Raw genomic sequence first — 22,734 nt, 5'->3', positions numbered from 1 at the left:
GAGAAGCAGGCATTTAAGCTCTTCCAGCCCCAAGCTTCTCACTGAGAAAATCAATAAAACACCGGATACGTGTGCTGACGGTCTGATCGCTGTAATACACCGCGTGCAACGGCATGGCGATGCGCATAATGTCCGGCACCAGCAGTTTTACCAAATCACCCCGCGCCACATCTTCATCAGTCATAAAATCCGACAGACAGGCAATACCATTGCCCTGCAAACACAGCCTGCGCAGTGTTTCACCGCTTCCTGAACTGATAAATGGTGTGACCGTCAGTTGCTGACCGTCAGCGCACAGCAGCGGCCATTTATTCAGCGCAACCACTTCGTTAAAGCCCAGACAACGGTGTTTCAGTAAATCATCGGCGCTTTGCGGCGTTCCCCATTTTTTCAGGTAATCCGGCGAAGCCAGCACGCTGCGATAGCTCAGCATCAGTTTGCGCGCCCGCAGGCTGGAATCTTCCAGCTCACCGACGCGGATCGCCACATCCACTTTATGGTCGATCAGATTGATATTGCTCTCGGAGGAGAATAGTGCGAGCGACATCTTCGGGAAACGTTCAGTAAATTCGGCCACCAGCGGTGAAATGACATGCAAAATGACCGGGGTTGCGGCATCGATTCGCAACAGCCCCTGCGGATCGTCGCGGTTCTCCAGCAAATCATCTTCTGCAGCCGCCATCTCATGCAGGATTTTTTGTACCCGGACGAAATAGCGCTCGCCTTCGTGCGTCAGGCTGATCTGACGCGTGGTGCGGTTGAGCAGGGTGATCCCCAGCTTTTGTTCCAGACGTTTTAATGTCCGGCTGACCACTGAATTATCCTGACCCAGTTGTTCAGCGGCACGGCTGAAACTGCCACTTTCCACCACAGTCACAAACGTAATCAACTCTTCGGAACTGGCTCGCATTGTTGTTACTCCAGCATAAATAAATTGATACTTTGGTTATTTAAGTCATTTAAGCACAAGCTGATAATCGTCGCCATCAAATCGATATTCATGTGGAGTAAAGGTTATGCCGCTTGCACTATTAGCACTGACCATCAGTGCGTTTGCTATAGGAACAACAGAGTTTGTCATCGTCGGGCTGGTGCCGACTATCGCGCAGCAACTGGGGGTTTCGGTCCCGTCAGCCGGTTTGCTGGTGTCTATATACGCCCTCGGTGTGGCGATTGGCGCACCGGTTCTGACGGCGCTGACCGGCCGCGTACCGCGCAAAGCGCTGCTGATTGGTTTGATGGTGTTGTTCACGCTGGGTAATCTGCTGGCGTGGCAGTCACCGAATTACAGCACGCTGGTGATGGCGCGTCTGCTGACCGGTCTGGCGCATGGCGTTTTCTTCTCTATTGGCTCGACGATCGCCACCAGTCTGGTGGCGAAAGAAAAAGCGGCTTCTGCGATTGCGCTGATGTTTGGCGGTCTGACCGTCGCGCTGGTGACCGGTGTGCCGCTCGGGACATTTATAGGTCAGCATTTTGGCTGGCGCGAAACCTTCCTCGCCGTGTCAGTTATTGGTGTCGTGGCGATTATTGCCAGCGCTATTCTGGTGCCCAATAACATCAAAAACAAACCTGCGTCACGCATTGTAGATCAGGTAAAAGTGCTGATGAATCCGCGACTGTTACTCATTTACGCCATTACCGCGCTGGGTTACGGTGGCGTATTCACTACCTTTACGTTCCTTGCTCCGATGATGCAGGAACAAGCCGGTTTCTCAGCCAGCATGGTGAGCTGGATCCTGCTGGCGTATGGCGTGTCGGTGGCCATCGGGAATATCTGGGGCGGCAAACTGGCTGACCGTCATGGCGCAGTCAAAGCGCTGACGATTATTTTTGCCGCACTCGCTGTGCTGCTCCTGATTTTCCAGTTCACTTCAGGTTTCGGTATTCCGGCGTTAATCACGCTGTTGGTGATGGGCATCTTTGCTTTCGGTAACGTACCGGGATTACAGGTTTATGTGGTGCAGAAAGCCGAAGAGGTGACGCCAAATGCGGTCGATGTTGCTTCCGGCCTGAACATTGCGGCCTTTAACGTCGGTATTGCCCTGGGGTCAGTGATTGGCGGGCAGGTGGTTTCCACCCTTGGCCTGGCGCAAACGCCATGGATTGGAGCGGTTATCGTCGCGGGCGCGCTGCTGCTTATCTGCCTGAGCGGGCATCTGGACCGAAAACCCAAAGCGGCGCTGGCCTGATTATCCTGTCATTCTGCGTCTGCACGGCTCGCCTCTGGCGGGCCGTTTTTATTTTTATGCTAGCCTATAGATGTGACCAGGTTGTATACCAATGTAAACAGATTTGGCCTGAGCGCTTGCGGGCGTATACTGAGCTTTCGCTGTGAGAATCTCTCTCATATAGCAACGATATAACGGGTAAACAGGCGATTAGCGTGCGGAAAAAAACATATGCAATGAGGTATGTCGCAGGTCAGCCCGCAGAGCAAATCTTTCCGGGAGTCCTCGCACATTTAGGACCAGATTTGCCGCCGGGTGCTGCACTGCCCAATTCGAATATTTTGCGCGTGATGGTGTGGAATATCTTCAAACAACAGCGGGCTGACTGGTTGTCAGTTCTGCGTGATTATGGCAAAGATGCGCAACTGGTCTTGCTTCAGGAAGCCCAGACAACCCCTGAACTGATCCGTTACGCGACCTCAAATTATCTGGCCGCCGATCAGGTGCCTGCCTTTATGCTGCCTCAGCACCCCTCTGGCGTGATGACACTCTCTGCGGCACATCCGGTTTATTGTTGCCCGCTGCGTGAGCGTGAGCCGCTTCTGAGGCTGTCTAAATCGGCTTTAGTTACGGTGTATCCGCTTGTAGATGGTCGTTTATTGATGGTGGTGAACATTCATGCGGTCAATTTCAGCATTGGCATCGACGTTTACAGCAAGCAGTTGGATCCGATTGGTGAGCAGATTGCTAATCACAAAGGGCCGGTGATCATGGCCGGGGATTTTAATGCGTGGAGCAAACAGCGTATCAATGCCTTGTTTGGCTTTGCGGGAAATATCCATCTGGAGGAAGTCCGTTTTCCTTCTGATTACCGCAAGCGGGCGTTCGGCAGACCGCTGGACTTCATTTTCTACCGGGATCTCAGCGTCACCAGCGCATCGGTGATGGAAACACGAGCCTCTGACCATAACCCGTTGCGGGTAGAATTTATGGCGGGAAAACCGCTGACGCAATAACGCTTAATTCGTCCGCTAAAAAACGCAGACATAAAAAAAGCACCCGGAATATTCAGGGTGCTTTTTTATTACCGGTACCTTTCGAATCAGGTATCAGGACTCATCTTGTTGCTGACGAACAACGTTAACTTGTTGCCCGGTTGCAGGTTGTCGGCATTGGTGTTCCAGCGCATCACATCCTTGATGTTGACGCCGTGACGCTTAGCAATGCTCGACAATGAATCACCTTTACGTACCTGATAAGTGATACTGCCGCGATTGGCACTGGTATTGCTGACGCTGTTATCCGCCACCTGCAGTGTTTGCCCAACTTTTAACGCGCCTGCTGAGCGCAAATTGTTCCAACGCTGTAAATCACGGGTCTTCACATTCAGCCGGGCTGCAATGCCAGACAAGCTGTCGCCGGAGCGAACCTTGTACTGTTTTGCACCTGACGGAGTGTTGCTGGCCAGTTTGGTTTCCTGTACTGCGGCAATATCGCCATCAGCCAGTGAATCTTTTAACTGGTCGGCATGCGCCTTCGGCAGAACAATGTAATGCGGGCCATTCGGCGCGGTTACATTTTTCTTGTAGCCAGTGTTAAACGACTTAAGCTTGGTCAGGGACATGCCCGCCATCTCAGCCGCCTGGGTCAGTTGCATCTGCTGTCCGACTTCAACACGCGCAAGAGCACGGTCTTCACTCGGTTTCGGCAGATTGATACCGTATTTCTTGCTGTGCTTGAGAATGTCGCTAAGGGCTAACATTTTCGGCACATAAATCGATGTTTCACGTGGCAGCGCCAGTGCCCAGAAATCCGTGGAACGGCCTCTGGCTTTGTTCGCTTTCACCGCTTGCATGACACGGCCTTCACCGCTGTTATACGCAGCAACGGTCAGTAACCAGTCGCCACCAAACATCTTGTTCAGACGTTGCATCATATCAAGCGCAGCAGTTGTCGAAGCCACAACATCGCGGCGTCCGTCATACCACTGGTTTTGTTTCAAACCATAGTTTCGACCCGTCTGCGGCACAATTTGCCACAACCCTGCAGCGTTAGCTGATGAGGTTGCTTTGGGGTCAAAAGCGCTCTCCACTATGGGTAGCAGTACCAGTTCCATCGGCATATTACGTTTCTTAATCTGCTCGGTGATCCAGTACATGTACGGCTCTGCCCGTAATGTTACATCGTGGAGATAGCTCTTATTTTTTAAATATTTAACTCTTTGCTCGCGGATCCGGGGATTATCCGGAACCTTCATCTTCAGCTCGTCGCCTATGAAGTTCCACAGATTTTGTTGGGAGACGGTGTCGTTTCCATCCAACCATCCCCCAGAGGCCGCTCGGCCATCACCTGTGAACTGTCCTGCTTCTTCACTTTGACTTGCTGAAGACAAACTCTGTGCATGTTGTTCCGGTACCTTCACGCCCTGCCTGGACGCCTGGCAACCTGTGAGCAACATGGAGGCGATTATTAGGATCGCGTTTGCCTTCATGTGTGTGTCATAGTTGCTTAAAAGACGAGCGATAATACTTTGCTTCGGAAAAAAACACAACCTTTGGGTCTAGTAGCTATCCTTGAGTGCCCTTAAATAGGCAAAAACCTGCCAGTCAGGCTTTAAGGGATCGTTAAGGTTTAATTTGTTTTGTAAATCAACGTCATCGCATCGTAAAAAGAGGTTGATTTTACGCTCAAGACCGAGGGTTGAAGGCAGGGAAGATTGTCCCTTTTCACGCATTTGTTGCACTTTGTGCTCATGAGAAAGAATATCATCATCCTCCGGTAAAATAGAGCGCGCAAACTTAAGATTTGAAAGAGTGTACTCATGTGCTGCGCAGACTAATGTTTCGTCAGGCAACGCCGCTAACCGTTGAAACGACTGGTACATTTGCTCCGGCGTCCCTTCGAACAAACGACCACATCCGGCGGAAAACATCGTGTCTCCACAGAAAAGATAAGGCGCGCTATAGTATGAAATATGACCAAGCGTATGACCGGGCGTAGCAAAGATCTGCCATTCCAGACCGCCAATTACCCTTTTTTCACCATTTTTAAGACTAGTCTGACTAAATTTATTCTCAGTTTCGTGAGGTCCGTATACTTTTAGACCCGGAAAATGGCTCGAAATCTCATCAACGCCCCCCACATGATCGTGATGATGATGTGTCAGAAGGATGGCTGTCGGGGTTAAATTGGCCTTTTTCAACGCGGCCAAAACTGGCGCTGCTTCGCCGGGATCGACGATCAGGCAATGCCCCTGCTGGTCATCGAGCATCCAAATGTAATTGTCCTGCAACGCCGGAATACTGATAAGATTCATGGCAACCTCTCTTTGGCAACTGCTTGAAAGAAGATAATAAACTATGCGACCAGCCCGCATCCGCAAGACCATTGTTGCTCCGGCTTCCTGGGATGAGATCCCGTGCGGCGGCTACTACCGTGCCGCGCTTGAGCAACAACTGCAACCCTGGTGGGGGAAACTTTACGGTTTCCACCTGCTGAAAATCGGCGCATTAAGTGCCGAAATCGACGCCCGGGCATGCCCGATCTCGCATCAGGTAAACTTTGCCCAGGAAGGCGAGGGGCTGCATGTACGGGGTGATCCGTACCATTTACCTTTCGCAGCAAAATCAGTGGATGCCTGCCTGCTCAGCCATACGCTGGCCTACGCGGATGACCCGCACCGCATTCTGCGCGAAGTGGACCGCGTGCTGATTGATGATGGCTGGATGGTGCTCAGTAGCTTTAATCCGCTCAGCCTGCTGGGCATTGGCAAACTGATGCCGCTTTTTCGCAAACGTCAGCCGTACAGCAGCCGCTTGTTTACCCAAATGCGTCTGCTCGACTGGCTGTCGTTGCTTAATTATGAAGTGATGGTGCACCGGCGTTTTCACGTGCTGCCGTGGAAAAAGAATGGCGGAAAATTGCTGAGTACGCACCTTCCCGCGCTGGGGTGCATGACGCTGATTATTGCCCGTAAACGGACTTTCCCGCTGACGCCAACCGCGAAAAAAGTTCTTGCGCAGAAACAGAAAATACCGCAGGCGGTGGGTGCAACGAAGAGTTACCGGAAGGAGCATCGCGACTGAAGTCTTGCACCTTCCCCTTTCACAAGGGGAAGGTTGAGATGGGCTGTGGGGCCTGCGGAATTAATTCTCCGCCTGATAGCCTAAATCGTCCAGCGTCGGATTCCCTGCGGCTTCTTTCGCCAGCACATCACAGCGTTCATTTTCAGGGTGTCCGGCATGGCCTTTCACCCACATCCAGTTCAGTTCATGCGTCTGGATCGCGGCATCAAGACGCTTCCACAAATCGACGTTTTTCACCGGTTTTTTATCGGCAGTTTTCCAGCCACGTTTTTTCCAGTTGTGGATCCACAATGTGATCCCCTGGCGAACATACTGGCTGTCGGTGCTCAGCGTCACTTCGCATGGTGTGCTCAGAGCTTCAAGCGCCACAATCGCCGCCATCATTTCCATGCGGTTATTGGTGGTCAGACGAAAACCCGCGCTGAACTCTTTTTCGTGTTGCTTATAGCGTAAAATCGCGCCGAAACCGCCGGGGCCGGGATTACCCAGGCAGGAGCCGTCGGTGAAAATTTCTACCTGTTTGGTCATATCTGGCAGGCTCTTTCATCAAATGTAAAAACCAAGTCTGACATAAACCGCCGTGCCGGGCACAGCAATATCTTGAGGTGTAACTGTCTGAAAGCGGGGGGATGAAACAGGTTGCCCGGGCATTCATCACTCTTTTGGCTGGAGAGCGCTGTCTTTTGCAATATAATAGGAAAATGCAGAGTGCCAGTTCAAAACTCTGAGCGAGTTGAGCCTTTCATGGTTTTTTCACTGCCAATTTTTCAATGCTTTAAGGATGTCTGATGAGAAATGTAACGGTTTCTGCAACACAAATGAGCTGCAGCTGGGATCTGGAAAATAATATTGTTAACGCCGAAAAGCTGGTTCGCCAGGCACATGCCAAAGGCGCGCAAGTTATTCTGATTCAGGAACTTTTTGCTGCACCTTACTTCTGTATTGATCAGAGCCCTGAGCATTACAGCCTGGCACAGGAGCTGGACAACAGCGCGCTTATCCGCCATTTCTCTGCGCTGGCGAAAGAACTGGAAGTGGTGCTTCCTCTGAGCTTCTTTGAGAAGTGCAATAACGCCTATTATAACTCGCTGGTCATGATTGATGCTGACGGCAGTGTGCTGGATGTCTATCGCAAAACTCACATTCCGAACGGCCCGGCCTATCAGGAAAAACAATTCTTCATTCCTGGTGATACCGGCTTCAAAGTGTGGAATACCCGTTACGCGAAAATCGGCGTGGGTATCTGCTGGGATCAGTGGTTCCCGGAAACTGCCCGCTGTCTGGCATTGCAAGGCGCGGAAATTATCTTCTATCCGACAGCGATTGGTTCCGAACCGGCCTATCCGGAAATTGACAGCCAGCCACACTGGACCCGTGTTCAGCAGGGCCACGCTGCGGCAAATCTGGTGCCGGTGATCGCCTCAAACCGCATTGGTACTGAAAAAAGCAAATTCATTCCTGATTATGAAATGACCTTCTACGGTTCTTCCTTCATTGCTGATCAGACCGGTGCGCTGGTTGAGCAGGCCAACAAAACGGAAGAAGCCGTGCTGGTTCATACCTTTGATCTGGATGCTATCGCTGCACAGCGTGCATCCTGGGGTCTGTTCCGCGACCGCCGTCCTGAAATGTATGGCGCAATCGCGACGTCCGACGGTTCAACAAGGAAATAACTGATGTCTTCTATTGATATCAATCCTCAGGCTGAAGGTTTTGCGATGCCCGCTGAATGGGCTGCGCAGCAGGCTGTCTGGATGATCTGGCCTTATCGCACCGATAACTGGCGCTCTAACGGGCGTCCGGCCCAGTTGGCTTTTGCTAACGTAGCGGCAGCGATTGCGACCAAAACGCCGGTATTTATGGCGGTTCCGGCAGCAGAAATGGCAAATGCACGCGAAGTGATGCCAGCACAAATTACGCTGGTGGAAATGGAAAGCGATGATGCGTGGATGCGTGATACCGGCCCGACCATTGTGGTCAATCCGCAAGGTGAACGTCTGGCAATTGACTGGACATTCAACGCATGGGGCGGCTTGCACGGTGGCCTTTACTCAAGCTGGGAGCGTGATCAGCGGGTGGCGCGTCAGGTGGCGAACTATCATCACATTCCTTATGTTTCAACGGATCTGGTACTGGAAGGTGGCTCCATTCATGTTGATGGTGAAGGCACTTTGCTGACCACCGCTGAATGTTTGCTCAATCCTAACCGCAATCCTGATTTGTCGAAGGCAGAGATTGAGGCGAAATTGCGGGAACTCCTCGGTGTTAAGCAATTCATCTGGCTGGAAGACGGCGTATTTAACGATGAAACAGACGGTCACATTGATAACATGTGCTGCTTCGTGCGTCCGGGAGAAGTTGCATTGCACTGGACTGACGATCAGCAGGATCCGCAGTACGCGCGTTCGGCGGCAGCGTTGAAAGTGCTGGAAGCGGCGAAAGATGCCAAAGGGCGCAGCCTGAAAATCTGGAAAATGCCCTCACCTCCGGTTATGCATGCCACCGCGGAAGAAACGATCGGGGTGTTGCCGGGCACAGCCATTGAGCGTGTGGAAGGTAACCGTCTGGCGGCGTCTTACGTCAATTACCTGATCAGCAACAACCACATTATCTTCCCGCTACTGGACGCTAAAACGGATAAGCAGGCTGAGAAGTTGCTGGGTGAAATGTATCCTGAGTACAAAATCACGGGTATTCCTGCCCGTGAAATTCTGCTGGGTGGTGGTAACATCCACTGCATTACACAGCAAATCCCTGCGTAAGAAAAAGTGCCCGGCGCGTCACCCTGTCTCGCGCCGGGCAGATCGTTTCTGTAATTGACTGTCAGCGTTGGATAATGAGCCATGGATTTACAAAACACCTCTAACAGGATCGTCGTTCTCGATACCGAAACCACCGGTATGAATAAACTCGGCGTCCATTATGAAGGGCACCGGATTATCGAAATCGGTGCTGTTGAAGTGGTTAACCGCCGCCTGACAGGGCGCAATTTCCATGTTTATCTCAAACCCGATCGTCTGGTGGATCCGGAAGCCTTTGGCGTTCACGGTATCAGCGACGAATTCCTCGCTGATAAACCGACGTTTGCCGACGTGGCCGACGACTTCATTGAATACATTCGCGGCGGCGAATTAGTCATTCATAACGCGACGTTCGACATCGGCTTTATGGATTACGAGTTCGACATGCTCGGCCGTAATCTGCCGAAAACCGAGACGTTCTGCAAAATTACCGACAGCCTGGCCATGGCGCGCAAGCTGTTCCCGGGCAAGCGTAATAACCTCGATGCCCTGAGCGATCGCTACCTGATCGACAACAGCAAGCGTACGCTCCATGGCGCGTTGCTTGACTCCGAGATTCTTGCCGAAGTCTATCTGATGATGACCGGCGGCCAGACCAGCATTAAATTCACCCACGAAGGCGAGCAAAATACTGGCGCTGACGGCTTGGGGATCCAGCGTGTTGCGCGGCCAGCCTCCGGGTTAAAAGTCATCGCCGCCACTGATCAGGAACTGGCGTGGCATGAAGAGCGTTTAGATTTAGTGGTGAAAAAGGGCGGTAGCTGTTTGTGGCGTTCGTAAGCCGTTTTTCTGACTTTTGGATTGAAATTGTCCAGCCTGCGGAAAAACTGTGCGGTTGATTGAAAATATCAGGAAAAGCATTGACGTAACGGCGGCCATTCCTTAATATCCGCTCCGTTCTTAACCAGAACACAACGCGGAGCGGTAGTTCAGTTGGTTAGAATACCTGCCTGTCACGCAGGGGGTCGCGGGTTCGAGCCCCGTCCGTTCCGCCACTATTCAGAAGCCCTGAGTGAGAAATCACTCAGGGCTTCGTCGTTTCAGCCGTCCTGGCTATTTCCTTCCTGTTATTCCGCTTCGGTTTTCATATAGCCAATTGCACCGCTGGTCGCACGATCATGACGGGCGATGTAACGATAGAAACCGCCAGCCAGGAAGGCACCAATAAACCAGCTGAAGTTCGCTACCTGATGCAGGCTCGGCGTAAAGCTTATCACCAGACCAATCACCACCGCCGGCACCAGCGCGGCAATCGCTTTCGGGTTGAACCCGTTGCGGTACCAGTAACGGCCGGAAGGCGTGGCGTTAAACAGCGCATCCACATCCATATGACCGCGTTTAATCAGGTAATAATCCGCCAGTAAAATCCCGAACAGTGGCCCGATAAAGGATCCCAGCACGTCCAGCGTATAGTGGATAATTTCCGGTGACTGGAACAGGTTCCACGGTGTCAGCAGAACAGAACCGACTGCGGCGATCATCCCGCCGGTACGGAAACTGATTTTCTGCGGCGAACAGTTAGAGAAGTCGAACGCAGGAGACACGAAGTTCGCCACGATATTGATACCGATGGTCGCGATGATCATGGTCAGCAGGCCGAGCGCCACAGCCACGCTGTTACCCACACGGCTGACGGTTTCGATAGGATCGGTGATCATCTGCCCGAACAGTGATTGTGTCCCTGAAACGATCACTACGGTCACAATCGAGAACAGCAGGAAGTTAAACGGCAGGCCCCAGCGGTTACCACGACGGATTTCGCCCATGCTTTTCCCGTAACGTGAGAAGTCGCCGAAGTTCAGCAGCGGACCGGAGAAGTAAGACACCACCAGCGCCGTGGCGGTCAGCATTTCCCAGCCTTGCTGGCCGACCGTCAGGGTTTTGGTGGATAACGTAAAGGAGATATTGCTCAGCCCGGTTTTATACAAAATCCAGCCCGCCAGCATCAGCATAACGACATATACCGCCGGACCCGCCACATCGATAAAACGCTTAATCGCGCTCATCCCGTGCCAGAACACCATCGCCTGCAACACCCACATAATGCCGAAACACACCCATCCCAGCGCCGACAATCCCAGCCAGTGCGGAAGGGTCATAGGTGTCAGCGATGGGAAGAATTTGAGCAGCACCAGCATTAACGCATTAGCCGCCAGATAGGTCTGAATGCCGTACCAGGCGAAAGCGATCAGCCCGCGGATCACTGCCGGTATATTCGCTCCGAATACGCCAAATGCCTGACGGCAAATGACCGCGTAAGGCACACCGGCCTGCTGGCTCGGTTTCGCCACCAGGTTGGCACAAATCTGCACGATACAAATCCCGCACAACAAACACAGCAGAACCTGCCAGCTGGTCAGGCCGAGCGTAAAGAAGCTCGCGGCCACCACATAGCCGCCCATACTGTGTACATCGGACATCCAGAAAGAAAATATGTTGTACCAGCTCCAGTTTTGGTCACGGGTGGGCGCTAAATCATCGTTACACAGCTTCGGGCTGTAATAAGGTTTGATGATCCCGGCGCTCTGTTCTGATGACGCCGTGGCGGAGGTGATTTCCTGATTTGGCATAAATCGTGCTCCTGTCATAAACAACATGTGAAAGTCGGAAGCCGGATGCCGGCTGCCAAAAGTTAAAAAGCAGTCACAGGAGCACTGCATGAATCAGGCCAAATTTCATTTTTTGTATACAAAAATTAACTTTCATGTATACGATTAAATTCTCGAACGGTATACGGAGTAACGGCAATGACCAGTTGGAACGGGCTTAATACGGCCTATTTTACCGAGGATAAGGACGACCATATTTATAACGCGCTGGTGAAATCTATTGTGGAACACCAGCTTTTGCCGGGCAGTAAATTGCCGGAAGAAGCGCTGGCTGAGGTGTTTTCAGTCAGCCGCACGGGGATTCGCCGCGTCCTGCAGCGCCTTGCCGCAGTGCAACTGGTGACGTTATTGCCCAAGCGTGGTGCGCATGTCACCACGCCGGACGCTGAAGAATCGCGCGATGTCTTCGCAACCCGTAAAATCCTGGAGTGCGCCAACCTGCCGCTGGTGATTGCGCATTGCCAGTCGCCACATCTGGTGGCGCTGAAAAAACTGGTGCAGGAAGAAAAGCGTGCGCACGATGAACGTGACGGTGCCGCTGCGATCCGCCTTTCCGCCGCCTTCCATGTTCAGCTTCAGGCTATTTCCGGCAATAAAGTGCTGACTGAGTCTGTCTCGCAACTGACCCTGCGTTCCTCGCTGGCGATTGCTGCCTGGGGCGCACCGTGGCAACAGGGCTGCCGTTGCCATGATCACGACGACCTTATTGAGTTGCTGAAAAAGCGCGACGTCGCCGGGCTGACGGCAAGCATGGCGCATCATTTCGACACCATCGTCGCCAGTCTGCGTTTTGAGCAACATAACGGGCAGACCCCCGATTTTGCGCAGATATTTGCGGTTCAGAAGCCGGTTGCAGGTAAGGAGCCAGGCTGATGGTCAAATCACTTTGTATACAACTGATCAATCCGAACACCAGCCAGGCGATGACCGAAGTGATGGCGCAAACTGCCCGCTCGGTTGCGGGGATGGATACACAAATTCTGGCCGTTTGCCCTGAAGAAGGTGCGCCGTCAATTGAAGGCCATTTCGATGAAGCGATTGCCGCGTTGGGCGTGTTGCAGCAGATAAAAGCCGGACGCGATGCCGGTGTCGACGGCCATATTATTGCCTGTTTCGGTGACCCCGGATTACTGGCTGCCCGCGAGCTGGCGCATGCGCCGGTTATCGGTATTGCGGAAGCGGCAATGCATCTGGCGACGATGCTGGCGACGCGATTTTCTATCGTGACGACCTTGCCGCGTACACTGACGATCGCCCGGCATTTACTGCATCAGTACGGGTTCGAACGCCATTGCGCGGCCTTGCACGCCATCGATCTGCCGGTGTTATCACTGGAAGACGGCAGCGGGCTGGCGCAGGAAAAAGTGCGCGAGCAGTGTATCGCGGCGAAAAAATCTGACGGCAGCGGGGCGATCGTGCTCGGTTGTGGCGGAATGGCCGATCTGGCGCAGGAACTGACGCGCGAGCTGCGTATACCGGTGATCGATGGCGTCAGCGCGGCGGTCAAAATGGTCGAGTCACTGGCAGCTCTTCGCCTGACGACCAGTAAACACGGTGATCTGGATTATCCGCTGGAAAAACCCTTGTCTGGCCGTTTTGCCGGGCTGAATCTGAGAGAACACTATGTCTGATACTGAATACGGTTTTACTGATGCTTACCCGCGCGATTTAATCGGTTACGCCGGACGCCCGCCCCACGCTAACTGGCCGGGCAACGCGCGCATTGCGGTACAGTTTGTCCTCAATTATGAAGAGGGCGCAGAGAATAACGTTCTGCATGGTGATGCCGGTTCTGAACAATTTTTATCAGACATTATCGGTGCCGCCAGTTTCCCCGACCGCCACATGTCGATGGATTCGCTGTACGAATACGGTTCGCGTGCTGGTTTCTGGCGCATCCACAATGAGTTTCAGAAACGCGGCTTACCGCTGACCGTTTTCGGCGTGGCAATGGCACTGGCTCGCAATCCGGAAATCGTCAGTGCGATCAAAGCAGCGGATTACGATGTTGTCAGCCACGGCTGGCGCTGGATCCATTATCAGGACATGAGCAAAACCGAAGAGGCGGAGCACATGCAAAAAGCCATCACCGTGCTGCGTGACCTGTTCGGCAAAGCGCCGTCCGGCTGGTATACCGGACGCGACAGCCCGAACACCCGTCAGTTGGTGGTGGAATCGGGCGGGTTGCAGTATGACAGCGATTATTATGGCGATGACCTGCCGTTCTGGACGCCGGTAAAACTGGAAAATGGCGAAACCAGGCAGCATCTGGTCATCCCTTACACGCTGGAAACCAACGACATGCGGTTTGCCTCTCCGCAGGGTTTCAACACCGGCGAACAGTTTTATACCTACCTGAAAGACACATTTGACGTGTTGTACGCCGAGGGTGAAACCTCACCGAAAATGATGTCGATTGGGATGCATTGTCGGATCCTGGGACGCCCGGGGAGATTTCGCGCTTTACAGCGGTTTCTCGATTACGTCGAATCGCATGATCGCGTGTGGGTGTGTAAGCGGCAGGAAATTGCGGAACATTGGGTTAAACATTTCGGTGTTTAATCTCGAAATTCAAATTCAAATTCAAAATTCAAATTCAAATTCAAATTCAAAACCTTGGGCTCGCCGCCCAAACTGGCCTTAAGGGGCGCCTATCGCCGCACCCCTTAAGAATCCCAGGCTCTTTCACTGCGCGCTATCGCTAGATAATATGTTTCAGGTATCACCGTGACAGGCTGGAAATCTTGCCGCTGCGCGGTTCCCTCTCTCGGTCCTGAAGCCTTAGGTCTTCAGGCCGCTCCGTTCGGCAAGATTTCTGAATCGCCCGCGCGATTTTAAATTCAAAGGCAGACTGCTTTCATCTTTTAGAAAAGTGCATTGGCGTGATCAAAAATTTTGCTGAACGGAGCGGCTTCGAGACCACAGGCTCGAAGACCGAGAGAAGGAACCGCGAAGCGGCAATATTTTGCGCCACTCTCTGTTCTACCGGAACATGTCCGTCATGCCTGCGATAGCGCGCAGTTAAAAGACGTGGGAGATCCAAGAGGGGCCCGTCCTGGCCCCTTTTGGGCGGTTTCGGCGCAGCGCGATAAGTGATCGCTGTTATTGAGAAACCGAAATTATCACCGTTCAGATTTCCCCTCGGTGGGAACCGAAATTGTCACCGTCCATTCCTGGAAAAGAACAGTTTCCTCAGCTTTCCAAAGCTGAACCGCCCATTGGTTCGGTCAAACCATCAGACTCACATGCGCCGCCACAATCTTCCATCCACTCGCCATCTTCACCCACGTTTGCTGCTGGCGACCAATCTTGTCGCTGCCTTCCCGGCGGAATTCTGTGCTGGCGACCGCCATGTCATCGCCAAACGTGGTGATAGTCGTGTTGACCAGTTCCCGGTCTAACCCTTGTGACGATCGCGCGGTGCGGAATGCGCGGATAGCGTCAATGCCGTAAAGATTTTCTCCCGCGCCATAGCGCACGGTACGCGGGTCGTGCCAGAACAGTTCGTCGAGTACGGCGGTATCGTTGGTGATCAGCGCCTGTTCATAGCGATAAAACGCCGCATTCATTTCGGCGAGGATCGCCGGGCGGTCGATATGTTCAGTTTTCATAGTGACTCTCTTTACTCTTTTCACTTCACCCTGGGAAAACGGGGATGCGGGTTGTTACGCGGGCATCACCGGAGAACTGCTGACATTCACTATTCCCTGCTGCTCAAGTGCCCAGGCGGCACGCAGGCAGAGATCTTCGCGCCACGGTGGCGCAATCAATTGTAATCCTATCGGCAGGCCGGTCGACGTGGTGACCGGCACCGTCACCACCGGCAAGCCGAGGAACGAAATTGGCTGCGTGAGCATGCCCATGTTGGCGCGTGTCGGCAGATCCTGACCGTTGATGCGAATGGTTTCCTGACCAAGCAACGTTGCCGGACACGGCGTGGCAGGGGCGATCAGAATGTCCCAATGATCGAACAAGGGCAAGATTTGCTGCTGAAATTGCTGACGGAAACGCTGCGCCTGAACATACCATGCCGCCGGGATCATTGCGCCAGCGAGCAGACGCTCACGTGAAAGTGGCTCAAACTGTTCCGGAATGCTGCGCAGTTTTGGCAGGTACTGATTGCCGCCTTCCGACGCGCTGATGATAAACGCGGCGGATCGTGCAAGCCCGGCCTGTGGCATTTCAATTTCTTCCTGGGCTGCCAGTGCCTGCGCTATCCGGCGTACGGCTGCTTTGGCGTGGTCGTCACACCAGAGAGAAAAGTATCCGCCCAGTACGGCGCTGCGCAGGCCCTGTTGCCCGCGCTTAAGCTGGGAAAATGTTTCTGTGACAGGTTTGTCAGCCTGAAAGTGATCCTGCGGATCCGTGCCCTGTATGGCGTCATAGACCTGCGACAAATCTTCGCTGCAACGTGCCATCGGGCCGATGTGATCGAGGCTGGCGACAAACGGCTGGCTGCCGCGACGTGAAATCCGCCCGAAGGTCGGTTTCAGGCCGAGAATACCACTTAATGAGGACGGCACGCGGATCGAGCCGTTGGTATCACTGCCGAGGGTGAAATGCACCAGCCCGGCAGCCACGGCGGCGGCCGAACCACCGGAAGAGCCTCCGGCTACCCGCGCCAGATCCCGCGGGTTACGGGTGGCACCGTAATGGCTGTTTTCTGTGGTGAAACCGTACGCGTAAGCATCCATATTCAGCATGCCGGAAAGCATCGCGCCCTGAGAAGCCAGGCGTGAAACCGTCCAGGCGTCATGGCGTGCAGCGGCGTTGCTGCTGTTGAGGCTGGCACCGGCCAGCGTCACTTCACCGGCCACGTCCAGCAGGTTTTTCACCGCATAAGGAATGCCCGCCAGCGGCGGAAGTACGGCACCGCTGGCGCGGCTTTTATCCACTTTCGCTGCTTCACTCAGCATGCGATCACCGGTGATCTGCGTCCAGGCGTTGATGACCGGATTGGCCTGTTCAACGGCGTCGAGCGTAGAGGTGGCGATTTCTGTGGCCGAGATTTCGCCCTGCGCAATCGCCTGATGTAACTGGCTGACGGTAAAGCTATCAAACGATTTCATGCGCGGTACACCCCGGCAATTTCCAGACGCGGATCCAGCGGTAAATCCATCAGCGGTTGTGCCATTTGGGCAATGCGGCTGAACTGCACCAGCAATTCCTGACGGCGTGCGTCGTCGAGTTCCAGCGCCAGAACGGATTCCATCTGGCGGATATAGGCGGCCCAGTCGGTCGCTGCGGAGGTATTTTTCATTCTGCTTCCTTATCCATTCTGTTATGCAAACCCTGATCAAAAACCGGCGGCGCTGCCGTTGCTGCGCGGGTCGGAGGCACCTTCAAACATGCCGTTGGTGTGACGAACGATGGCACCGGCGTGACCGACGGCTTCACTGAAATCCGGCAACAGTTCGACGTCGTGACCACGCTGCCTCAGCCCGGCCAGCGTCGGATAGGCAAAACGGCCTTCGAGTTTCAGTGAATCCGAACTCTCGCCCCAGGTACGGCCAAGCAGCCAGCGCGGGCCGCTGATCGCCTGTTGCAAAGATTGCCCCTGTACTACATGGCGGATAAACACGGCGGCCTGCGTTTGCGGCTGGCCGTCACCCCCCCATCGAGCCGTAAACCATGGTGCGCCCGTCGTATAAGCGTGCGGCGGCAGGATTGAGGGTATGGAACGGTTGCTTGCCCGGTGCCAGCGCCAGTAAATGGCTGGCGTCGAGGCTGAAGGACGCGCCGCGGTTTTGCCACAACACGCCGCTGCCCGGCAGCACCACGCCACTGCCGAACTCGTGATAAATGCTCTGGATAAAAGAAACCGCCAGCCCGCTGCTGTCCATCACGCCCATCCAGACGGTATCGCCCGGCCCTTTACCTTTACCCCAGTCGGCGGCGCTGTGTGGTTTGATGCGGGTCGCAAGAGCATCGAGATACTGTGGATCCAGCAGTTCCTGTGCATCCTGCGTCATCATGCGCGGATCGGTGATAAAGCGATCGCGCAGACCGAACGCCAGTTTGGTGGCTTCCACCACGCTGTGAATGGTGGCACTTTCGTCCATGGTTTCCAGCGGCAAACGGTCAGTCAGGCCGAGGATCGCCAGCGAAACCAGCCCCTGCGTCGGGGGTGTCAGGTTGTAGATTTCGCCTTTACTGTGTTTGAGCCGCAACGGCACACGGCGCTGTGGCCTGTAAGCCGCGAGATCAGCGCGGGTCACCGGCATGCCGAGCTTTTCCATGTCGGCGGCCATATTGTCGGCCAGCTCACCGCGATAGAAACTGTTCAGCCCGTCCTCGCACAGCATCGATAACGTCTGCGCCAGTTGCGGCTGAGTGAAGCGGTTTCCGGCGCGGGGCACATCGCCGTTAGGCAGAAAAACATCGGCAAAGCTGCGGAAATCTTTCAGTTCGTGTTGCTTGGCGCGGGTCGCCGCTTCCTGCGATGCCGTCACCGGAATACCATCAGCGGCATAACGGATGGCGTCACGCAGCAGGCGGGAGAGCGGTTTTTGCTCGCCGCCAAATTCAGCCGACACATTCAGCGCTTCCTGCCAGCCGCCGACGGTACCCGCTACCGTCAGCGCGGCTTTCGGGCCACGGTGCGGAATGTGCGTTTCACCGGCGTAGAAATCGAGAGAGGCGAGGGAGCCTGCGGCACCGCTGGCGTCTATCGCCACCGGATTGCCCTGCGGCGGCACGATCAGCCAGAAGCCATCGCCCCCCAGCCCGTTCATGTGCGGATAGACCACGGCAATCGTCGCGGCCGCAGCCACCATGGCCTCGATGGCATTGCCGCCTTCACGCAATACCGCAAGCGCACTCTGGCTCGCCAGATGATGAGGTGTGACCGCCATGCCCAGCGGTGCGCTGTTACTGTTAATCATGCGATGTCCTTTTTAGAAACGCTTTTTTATGCTGCCCGTGCTTGCAGGGTTGTGGGCGCGTAGGGATAAAGTTAAGCAAGAGGTGTTCCACATCGGCAAAACCTTGCAGCTTTAGCGCTAATTTCTCTTGCATTGGCAAGCATAGTGCATGGTATGTTCCGCTGATTTACTGAAACATTGGTTACAAAAGGGCCAGAGATGAAACAGATTGATGAGCGTCTGCGTGACCATTACGCAGAACTGACGCCGCAGGAACAGCGGGTGGCCGACTTTATTTTTGCCAGTATTGACGACCTGATGAGCTATAACAGCGCCGAACTGGCGCGGCTTAGCGGCGTATCGAAAGCCACGGTCAGCCGCCTGTTCAAACGCCTCGGTTACCCGAGCTACCGCGATATGCGCGATGAAATGCGCACCCTGCGCCAGAGCGGGATGCCGCTGACCGACAGCCGCGACGCGGTGCAAGGTAACACCTTGTTATCACGGCACTATAAACAGGAAATGGCCAACCTGACGCAGTGGATTAACCAGATTGATGGCACCCAGTTTGGTGCGCTGATCGCCGCCCTGAATCAGGCGCGGCAAGTACGTTTGCTGGGTTTTCGTAACAGTTACCCGGTGGCGCTGCACCTGCGTCAGCAACTGATTCAGGTGCGCGCTGGCGTGATGATAATGCCGCAGCCGGGGCAAACGCTGGCGGAAGAACTGGTGGATCTTACCGCGCAGGACGTGGTGATTTTCGTCGCTTTCCGCCGCAGGCCGCGCATGGCGAAGGCAATTCTGATGCAGTTACAGTCACTTGGCGTGCCGGTGTTGTTGATTTGCGAGCCGCAGGCGCAGACACTTATCCCGCTGGCAACCTGGCATCTGGCTGCTCCGCTCGACAGCGTATCGGCGTTCGACAGTTATTCTTCTGCCATGAGTCTGGCGAATTTGCTCAGCAATGCATTGCTGCACGATATGCTCGCTTCAGGCCGCCAGCGTATTCATCAGATAAGCGATTTGTATAACGATCTGGATGAGCTGGAGCAGCGCTGATTCCCGTTTGAAGAACAAATCGGGCGCTTTTCTGGTGCTTGCGCACAATTTCAGTGCATCATATTTTTCATTGGTTCACGCTTTTTGCCCTGATTCAGGGCAAAAAACCTCTTCTGATCGCGCCTCTCATTGTCTAATTCCTTGTCATACCGTGACTTTGTGCACAATTTTTCTGCTGCACGGCTTTTGGCACATTCGTTGCAAAGCTATAAACATAAGAATCTATCGTTCCAAAAACCTTTCACCGGAGATAATCTATGAACATGAACAAACGGCTGTTGGCATGGGCAGGTGCGGCAATGCTGGTGCTTCAGGCATCCAGCGTAATGGCGGATCAGTTGCAGGATATTCAGAAACGTGGCGTGCTGCGTGTGGCTGTTCCTCAGGATTTCCCGCCGTTTGGTTCGGTGAGCAAGGATTTGCAGCCGGAAGGTTATGACATCGATATGGCGCATTATCTGGCCGATAAGATGAAACTTAAGTTGCAACTGGTGCCGGTCACCAGCGCCAACCGCGTGCCTTATCTGCAAACGGATAAAGTCGATCTGGTGATTTCAAGCCTGGGTAAAAACGCTGAGCGCGAAAAAGTCATCGACTTCAGCAACGCTTACGCACCGTTCTTCCTCGGCGTGTTTGGTGCCCAGGGTGACAAACTGTCCGACCTGAAAGAACTGTCCGGTAAAACCATCGGCGTGACCCGTGGCGCGGTGGAAGATCTGGCACTGACCGGCGTGGCACCGAAAGATGCCAAAATTCAGCGGTATGAAGACAACAACACCACGCTGTCTGCATACCTTTCCGGCCAGGTGGAATACATCGCTACCGGCAACCTGGTGGTCGCCGCGATTGCCCGCATGAACCCGGCCAAAGCACCGGTTTCGAAAGTCATGCTGAAAGATTCACCATGCTACGTCGGTCTGCGTAAAGACGAACCCGCGCTGAAAGACAAAGTGAATGAACTGATCGCCGAAGGCATCAAAGACAAGACGCTGAATACACTGTCTGAAAAATGGATGAAGGCACCGCTGCCAGCGTCCATCGGCGCGTGATCAGAGGCCTGACGGAGATCTTTCATGACCTATCAGCTTAACTTTAGCGCGCTATGGCCTTATATGCCGGAACTGCTGGCCGGTTTATGGACCACCATTGAGCTGACGGTAATGGCAACGGTTGGCGGTGTCGCAATAGGGATTTGCGGCGCGGCCATCCGCTGCGGCAACCATAAAACCCTGCGTGCGGTCTGGGGCGTGTATGTCGAAGCCATCCGTAATACGCCGTTTGTGGTGCAGCTGTTTTTCATTGTCTTTGGCCTGCCAGCCATTGGCCTGAAAATGACTGCCGGTGAAGCGGCGCTGCTGGCGATGCTGATTAACCTCGGCGCCTACAGCACGGAGATTATCCGCGCCGGTATTCAGGTGACGCCGAAAGGTCAGTGGGAAGCCGGGCGCGTGCTGGGATTAACCCGCAGTCAGACGTTTCTGCGCATCGTGCTGCCGCCGTCGCTGAAACGCATTTATCCGTCGCTGGTCAGCCAGTGCATTATCGTGATGCTCGGATCTTCCGTGGTATCGCAGGTGTCCTATGAAGAACTGACGTTTGCCGCGAACTTAATTCAGTCGCGCACCTTCCTCAGTTTTGAAGTGTATCTGGTCACCACGTTGTTTTATTTATTGCTGTCGGTTGCGATGCGTCAGTTGCTGCTGCTGGCCGGACGCCGTGTCTTTGGGAGTGAAAACTGATGATGACCTTCACCGACTGGGACATTGTGCGCAATCTCCTGCTGGCGGCGCGCTGGACGTTATTGTTGTCGCTGACCGCTTTTATCGGCGGCACGCTGGTGACGTTGCCGTTGCTGTTACTGCGTCTCACCAAACGCCGCTGGCCGACGCTTTTTGTCCGTCTGTATTCCGAGCTGTTTCAGGGCACGCCGCTGCTGATGCAGCTATTCCTGGCCTTCTTCGGCCTTGGCCTGTTTGGAATTAATGTCAGCCCGTGGACCGCCGCCGCGCTGGCGCTGACGCTGTATACCAGCGCTTATCTGGTGGATATCTGGAGCGGCAGTATTGCCGCATTACCGAAAGGCCAGTGGGAAGCGTCGCGCTGTCTCGGCCTGAATTTCGGCCAGACGTTATGGCGGGTGATCACCCCGCAGGCGCTGCGCATTGCTATCGCGCCGACCGTCGGGTTTTCCGTGCAGGTGGTGAAGGGGACCGCGCTGGCCTCGATTATCGGTTTTGTCGAACTGACCAAAGCCGGAACGATGCTGAACAACGTGACGTATGAGCCGTTCAAAGTGTTTGGATTAGTGGCGCTGGGCTACTTCCTGATGTGCTATCCGCTGTCCCGTTACAGCCAGCATTTAGAAAAATCATTGCGTGGAGAGAAACAGTAATGCCACTGATCACCATCAACCAGGTTCAGAAATTTTACGGTCAGAACCACGTACTGAAAGGCGTGGATCTGGATATTGACAGCGGCGAAGTGATTTCGATCATCGGCCGCAGCGGTTCAGGCAAAAGTACGCTGTTGCGCTGCATGAACGGGCTGGAAGGCTATCAGGAAGGCAGCATCAAACTCGGCGGGATGACCATTACCGACCGCGATTCTCAGGCGCGTGACATCAGCCGTTCCGTGGGCATGGTGTTCCAGAGTTTCAATCTTTTCCCGCACATGACCGCGCTGGAAAACGTCATGCTGGCGCCACGCCGCGTGCTGAAAAAGTCCGCTGCCGAATGCCGTGAACTGGCCGCGCAGATGCTGGCGAAAGTCGGTCTGGCGGATCGCATGGATTATTACCCGTCGAATCTTTCCGGCGGCCAGCAGCAACGCGTGGCGATTGCCCGTGCGCTGGCCATGAACCCGAAAGTGCTGCTGTGTGATGAAATCACCTCGGCGCTGGATCCGGAACTGGTCGGCGAAGTATTGAAAGTGCTCGAGCAACTGGCGAAAGAAGGTATGACGCTGGTGCTGGTGACACACGAAATGAATTTTGCCCGCGAAGTGGGTGACCGCGTGGTGTTTATGCATCAGGGCACCGTGTGGGAACAGGGCGAAAGCCGGGCGCTGTTTGCTAACCCGCAAACGCCGGAGTTAAAACAATTTATAGCATCCGTACGCGGCCTTACTGAGGCTGCCGCAAGCTAACA

At 54.3% G+C, this 22,734-nt stretch carries 22 protein-coding genes, 1 tRNA gene and 1 pseudogene; 15 read left to right on the top strand and 9 right to left on the bottom strand.

Features of this window, described 5'->3' with window-relative positions; genetic code table 11:
* Positions 1 to 13: 13 nt before the first annotated feature.
* Positions 14 to 910, bottom strand: a complete 897-nt coding sequence (gene yafC / locus UC14_RS03435) for a DNA-binding transcriptional regulator YafC (RefSeq protein WP_013574244.1) — start codon at positions 908 to 910, stop codon at positions 14 to 16.
* Between the two features lie 106 nt (positions 911 to 1,016).
* Between yafC and UC14_RS03430 the strand changes: the two genes are divergently transcribed.
* Together UC14_RS03430 and UC14_RS03425 are read left to right on the top strand one after the other, a co-directional pair.
* Positions 1,017 to 2,192 (top strand): MFS transporter, encoded by a 1,176-nt coding sequence (locus tag UC14_RS03430; protein WP_013574245.1) that lies wholly within the window; start codon positions 1,017 to 1,019, stop codon positions 2,190 to 2,192.
* Positions 2,193 to 2,386: 194 nt separating this feature from the next.
* Positions 2,387 to 3,187: an endonuclease/exonuclease/phosphatase family protein gene (locus UC14_RS03425; protein ID WP_013574246.1), complete on the top strand. Its 801-nt coding sequence runs from the start codon at positions 2,387 to 2,389 to the stop codon at positions 3,185 to 3,187.
* An 86-nt stretch (positions 3,188 to 3,273) separates the two neighbouring features.
* Here the strand turns inward: UC14_RS03425 and mltD are convergent, their stop codons facing one another.
* Positions 3,274 to 4,662, bottom strand: coding sequence for a murein transglycosylase D (gene mltD, locus UC14_RS03420; protein ID WP_013574247.1), 1,389 nt, complete (start codon positions 4,660 to 4,662; stop codon positions 3,274 to 3,276).
* 69 nt (positions 4,663 to 4,731) lie between these two features.
* Positions 4,732 to 5,487 (bottom strand): hydroxyacylglutathione hydrolase, encoded by a 756-nt coding sequence (gene gloB, locus UC14_RS03415; RefSeq protein ID WP_013574248.1) that lies wholly within the window; start codon positions 5,485 to 5,487, stop codon positions 4,732 to 4,734.
* Positions 5,488 to 5,530: 43 nt separating this feature from the next.
* Here gloB and UC14_RS03410 point away from each other — a divergent pair, with 43 nt between their 5' ends.
* Positions 5,531 to 6,256 (top strand): class I SAM-dependent methyltransferase, encoded by a 726-nt coding sequence (locus UC14_RS03410; protein ID WP_013574249.1) that lies wholly within the window; start codon positions 5,531 to 5,533, stop codon positions 6,254 to 6,256.
* Positions 6,257 to 6,316: 60 nt separating this feature from the next.
* Here the strand turns inward: UC14_RS03410 and rnhA are convergent, their stop codons facing one another.
* On the bottom strand, positions 6,317 to 6,784 hold the full coding sequence (gene rnhA / locus UC14_RS03405) for a ribonuclease HI (protein WP_013574250.1): 468 nt from the start codon (positions 6,782 to 6,784) through the stop codon (positions 6,317 to 6,319).
* Between the two features lie 260 nt (positions 6,785 to 7,044).
* On the opposite strand from rnhA, the gene aguB reads away from it, so the two are divergent.
* The 4 genes from aguB (at position 7,045) to UC14_RS03385 (ending at position 10,052) form a co-directional block, all read left to right on the top strand.
* Positions 7,045 to 7,929, top strand: coding sequence for an N-carbamoylputrescine amidase (gene aguB, locus UC14_RS03400; protein ID WP_013574251.1), 885 nt, complete (start codon positions 7,045 to 7,047; stop codon positions 7,927 to 7,929).
* Positions 7,930 to 7,932: 3 nt separating this feature from the next.
* Positions 7,933 to 9,018, top strand: a complete 1,086-nt coding sequence (aguA, locus tag UC14_RS03395) for an agmatine deiminase (protein WP_013574252.1) — start codon at positions 7,933 to 7,935, stop codon at positions 9,016 to 9,018.
* A gap of 81 nt (positions 9,019 to 9,099) precedes the next feature.
* The gene (gene dnaQ / locus UC14_RS03390) at positions 9,100 to 9,837 is read left to right on the top strand and encodes a DNA polymerase III subunit epsilon (RefSeq protein ID WP_013574253.1); all 738 of its coding nucleotides are present in this window, start codon (positions 9,100 to 9,102) and stop codon (positions 9,835 to 9,837) included.
* Between the two features lie 138 nt (positions 9,838 to 9,975).
* A tRNA-Asp gene (locus UC14_RS03385) sits at positions 9,976 to 10,052 on the top strand.
* Positions 10,053 to 10,124: 72 nt separating this feature from the next.
* On the opposite strand, the gene UC14_RS03380 is transcribed toward UC14_RS03385, so the two are convergent.
* On the bottom strand, positions 10,125 to 11,627 hold the full coding sequence (locus UC14_RS03380) for an NCS1 family nucleobase:cation symporter-1 (RefSeq protein WP_013574254.1): 1,503 nt from the start codon (positions 11,625 to 11,627) through the stop codon (positions 10,125 to 10,127).
* Between the two features lie 177 nt (positions 11,628 to 11,804).
* Here UC14_RS03380 and UC14_RS03375 point away from each other — a divergent pair, with 177 nt between their 5' ends.
* The 3 genes from UC14_RS03375 to puuE are packed head-to-tail and all read left to right on the top strand — an operon-like array spanning position 11,805 to position 14,228.
* Entirely contained in the window at positions 11,805 to 12,539 is a 735-nt protein-coding gene (locus UC14_RS03375) for a GntR family transcriptional regulator (RefSeq protein ID WP_013574255.1), read from the top strand.
* Complete coding sequence (locus tag UC14_RS03370; RefSeq protein WP_112197226.1) at positions 12,539 to 13,297, top strand: aspartate/glutamate racemase family protein; 759 nt, start codon at positions 12,539 to 12,541, stop codon at positions 13,295 to 13,297. The genes UC14_RS03375 and UC14_RS03370 overlap by 1 nt, the downstream gene beginning before the upstream one ends.
* Positions 13,290 to 14,228 carry an allantoinase PuuE gene (gene puuE / locus UC14_RS03365; protein ID WP_013574257.1) on the top strand — a complete coding sequence of 313 codons (939 nt, stop codon included), beginning with the start codon at positions 13,290 to 13,292 and terminating at the stop codon, positions 14,226 to 14,228. The genes UC14_RS03370 and puuE overlap by 8 nt, the downstream gene beginning before the upstream one ends.
* A 665-nt stretch (positions 14,229 to 14,893) precedes the next feature.
* On the opposite strand, the gene hpxZ is transcribed toward puuE, so the two are convergent.
* From hpxZ to UC14_RS03345, 4 genes and pseudogenes are all read right to left on the bottom strand, one after another.
* The gene (gene hpxZ, locus UC14_RS03360) at positions 14,894 to 15,277 is read right to left on the bottom strand and encodes an oxalurate catabolism protein HpxZ (protein ID WP_013574258.1); all 384 of its coding nucleotides are present in this window, start codon (positions 15,275 to 15,277) and stop codon (positions 14,894 to 14,896) included.
* 54 nt (positions 15,278 to 15,331) lie between these two features.
* On the bottom strand, positions 15,332 to 16,735 hold the full coding sequence (locus UC14_RS03355; RefSeq protein ID WP_112197225.1) for an AtzE family amidohydrolase: 1,404 nt from the start codon (positions 16,733 to 16,735) through the stop codon (positions 15,332 to 15,334).
* A complete protein-coding gene (gene hpxX, locus UC14_RS03350) occupies positions 16,732 to 16,926 on the bottom strand; it encodes an oxalurate catabolism protein HpxX (protein ID WP_013574260.1) in 195 nt (64 codons plus the stop codon). The genes UC14_RS03355 and hpxX overlap by 4 nt, the downstream gene beginning before the upstream one ends.
* Positions 16,927 to 16,962: 36 nt before the next feature.
* Positions 16,963 to 18,550, bottom strand: a pseudogene (locus UC14_RS03345) (gamma-glutamyltransferase family protein).
* A 198-nt stretch (positions 18,551 to 18,748) separates the two neighbouring features.
* Between UC14_RS03345 and UC14_RS03340 the strand changes: the two are divergent.
* The 5 genes from UC14_RS03340 (at position 18,749) to UC14_RS03320 (ending at position 22,732) form a co-directional block, all read left to right on the top strand.
* A complete protein-coding gene (locus UC14_RS03340) occupies positions 18,749 to 19,588 on the top strand; it encodes a MurR/RpiR family transcriptional regulator (RefSeq protein WP_037036543.1) in 840 nt (279 codons plus the stop codon).
* Between the two features lie 257 nt (positions 19,589 to 19,845).
* On the top strand, positions 19,846 to 20,637 hold the full coding sequence (locus tag UC14_RS03335) for a transporter substrate-binding domain-containing protein (protein WP_037036542.1): 792 nt from the start codon (positions 19,846 to 19,848) through the stop codon (positions 20,635 to 20,637).
* Between the two features lie 24 nt (positions 20,638 to 20,661).
* On the top strand, positions 20,662 to 21,327 hold the full coding sequence (locus UC14_RS03330; protein WP_013574264.1) for an amino acid ABC transporter permease: 666 nt from the start codon (positions 20,662 to 20,664) through the stop codon (positions 21,325 to 21,327).
* Between the two features lie 2 nt (positions 21,328 to 21,329).
* Positions 21,330 to 21,980: an amino acid ABC transporter permease gene (locus UC14_RS03325; RefSeq protein ID WP_099049209.1), complete on the top strand. Its 651-nt coding sequence runs from the start codon at positions 21,330 to 21,332 to the stop codon at positions 21,978 to 21,980.
* Positions 21,980 to 22,732 (top strand): amino acid ABC transporter ATP-binding protein, encoded by a 753-nt coding sequence (locus tag UC14_RS03320; protein ID WP_037036540.1) that lies wholly within the window; start codon positions 21,980 to 21,982, stop codon positions 22,730 to 22,732. The genes UC14_RS03325 and UC14_RS03320 overlap by 1 nt, the downstream gene beginning before the upstream one ends.
* The last annotated feature ends 2 nt before the right edge of the window (positions 22,733 to 22,734 follow it).

Origin of the sequence: Rahnella sp. NRRL B-41462, from assembly GCF_003263525.1 — a bacterium.
GTDB classification, from domain to species: domain Bacteria; phylum Pseudomonadota; class Gammaproteobacteria; order Enterobacterales; family Enterobacteriaceae; genus Rahnella; species Rahnella aceris.
The sequence above is the reverse complement of the archived record's forward strand: the minus strand, read 5'-3'. Positions and strand labels throughout refer to the sequence as shown.

Bases quoted from the DNA above. Each gene is read 5' to 3' on its own strand.
- yafC (WP_013574244.1), bottom strand. From the start codon at position 910: ATGCGAGCCAGTTCCGAAGAGTTGATTACGTTTGTGACTGTGGTGGAA.
- UC14_RS03430 (WP_013574245.1), top strand. From the start codon at position 1,017: ATGCCGCTTGCACTATTAGCACTGACCATCAGTGCGTTTGCTATAGGA.
- mltD (WP_013574247.1), bottom strand. From the start codon at position 4,662: ATGAAGGCAAACGCGATCCTAATAATCGCCTCCATGTTGCTCACAGGT.
- gloB (WP_013574248.1), bottom strand. From the start codon at position 5,487: ATGAATCTTATCAGTATTCCGGCGTTGCAGGACAATTACATTTGGATG.
- UC14_RS03410 (WP_013574249.1), top strand. From the start codon at position 5,531: ATGCGACCAGCCCGCATCCGCAAGACCATTGTTGCTCCGGCTTCCTGG.
- rnhA (WP_013574250.1), bottom strand. From the start codon at position 6,784: ATGACCAAACAGGTAGAAATTTTCACCGACGGCTCCTGCCTGGGTAAT.
- aguB (WP_013574251.1), top strand. From the start codon at position 7,045: ATGAGAAATGTAACGGTTTCTGCAACACAAATGAGCTGCAGCTGGGAT.
- aguA (WP_013574252.1), top strand. From the start codon at position 7,933: ATGTCTTCTATTGATATCAATCCTCAGGCTGAAGGTTTTGCGATGCCC.
- dnaQ (WP_013574253.1), top strand. From the start codon at position 9,100: ATGGATTTACAAAACACCTCTAACAGGATCGTCGTTCTCGATACCGAA.
- UC14_RS03380 (WP_013574254.1), bottom strand. From the start codon at position 11,627: ATGCCAAATCAGGAAATCACCTCCGCCACGGCGTCATCAGAACAGAGC.
- UC14_RS03375 (WP_013574255.1), top strand. From the start codon at position 11,805: ATGACCAGTTGGAACGGGCTTAATACGGCCTATTTTACCGAGGATAAG.
- UC14_RS03370 (WP_112197226.1), top strand. From the start codon at position 12,539: ATGGTCAAATCACTTTGTATACAACTGATCAATCCGAACACCAGCCAG.
- puuE (WP_013574257.1), top strand. From the start codon at position 13,290: ATGTCTGATACTGAATACGGTTTTACTGATGCTTACCCGCGCGATTTA.
- hpxZ (WP_013574258.1), bottom strand. From the start codon at position 15,277: ATGAAAACTGAACATATCGACCGCCCGGCGATCCTCGCCGAAATGAAT.
- UC14_RS03355 (WP_112197225.1), bottom strand. From the start codon at position 16,735: ATGAAATCGTTTGATAGCTTTACCGTCAGCCAGTTACATCAGGCGATT.
- hpxX (WP_013574260.1), bottom strand. From the start codon at position 16,926: ATGAAAAATACCTCCGCAGCGACCGACTGGGCCGCCTATATCCGCCAG.
- UC14_RS03340 (WP_037036543.1), top strand. From the start codon at position 18,749: ATGAAACAGATTGATGAGCGTCTGCGTGACCATTACGCAGAACTGACG.
- UC14_RS03335 (WP_037036542.1), top strand. From the start codon at position 19,846: ATGAACATGAACAAACGGCTGTTGGCATGGGCAGGTGCGGCAATGCTG.
- UC14_RS03330 (WP_013574264.1), top strand. From the start codon at position 20,662: ATGACCTATCAGCTTAACTTTAGCGCGCTATGGCCTTATATGCCGGAA.
- UC14_RS03325 (WP_099049209.1), top strand. From the start codon at position 21,330: ATGACCTTCACCGACTGGGACATTGTGCGCAATCTCCTGCTGGCGGCG.
- UC14_RS03320 (WP_037036540.1), top strand. From the start codon at position 21,980: ATGCCACTGATCACCATCAACCAGGTTCAGAAATTTTACGGTCAGAAC.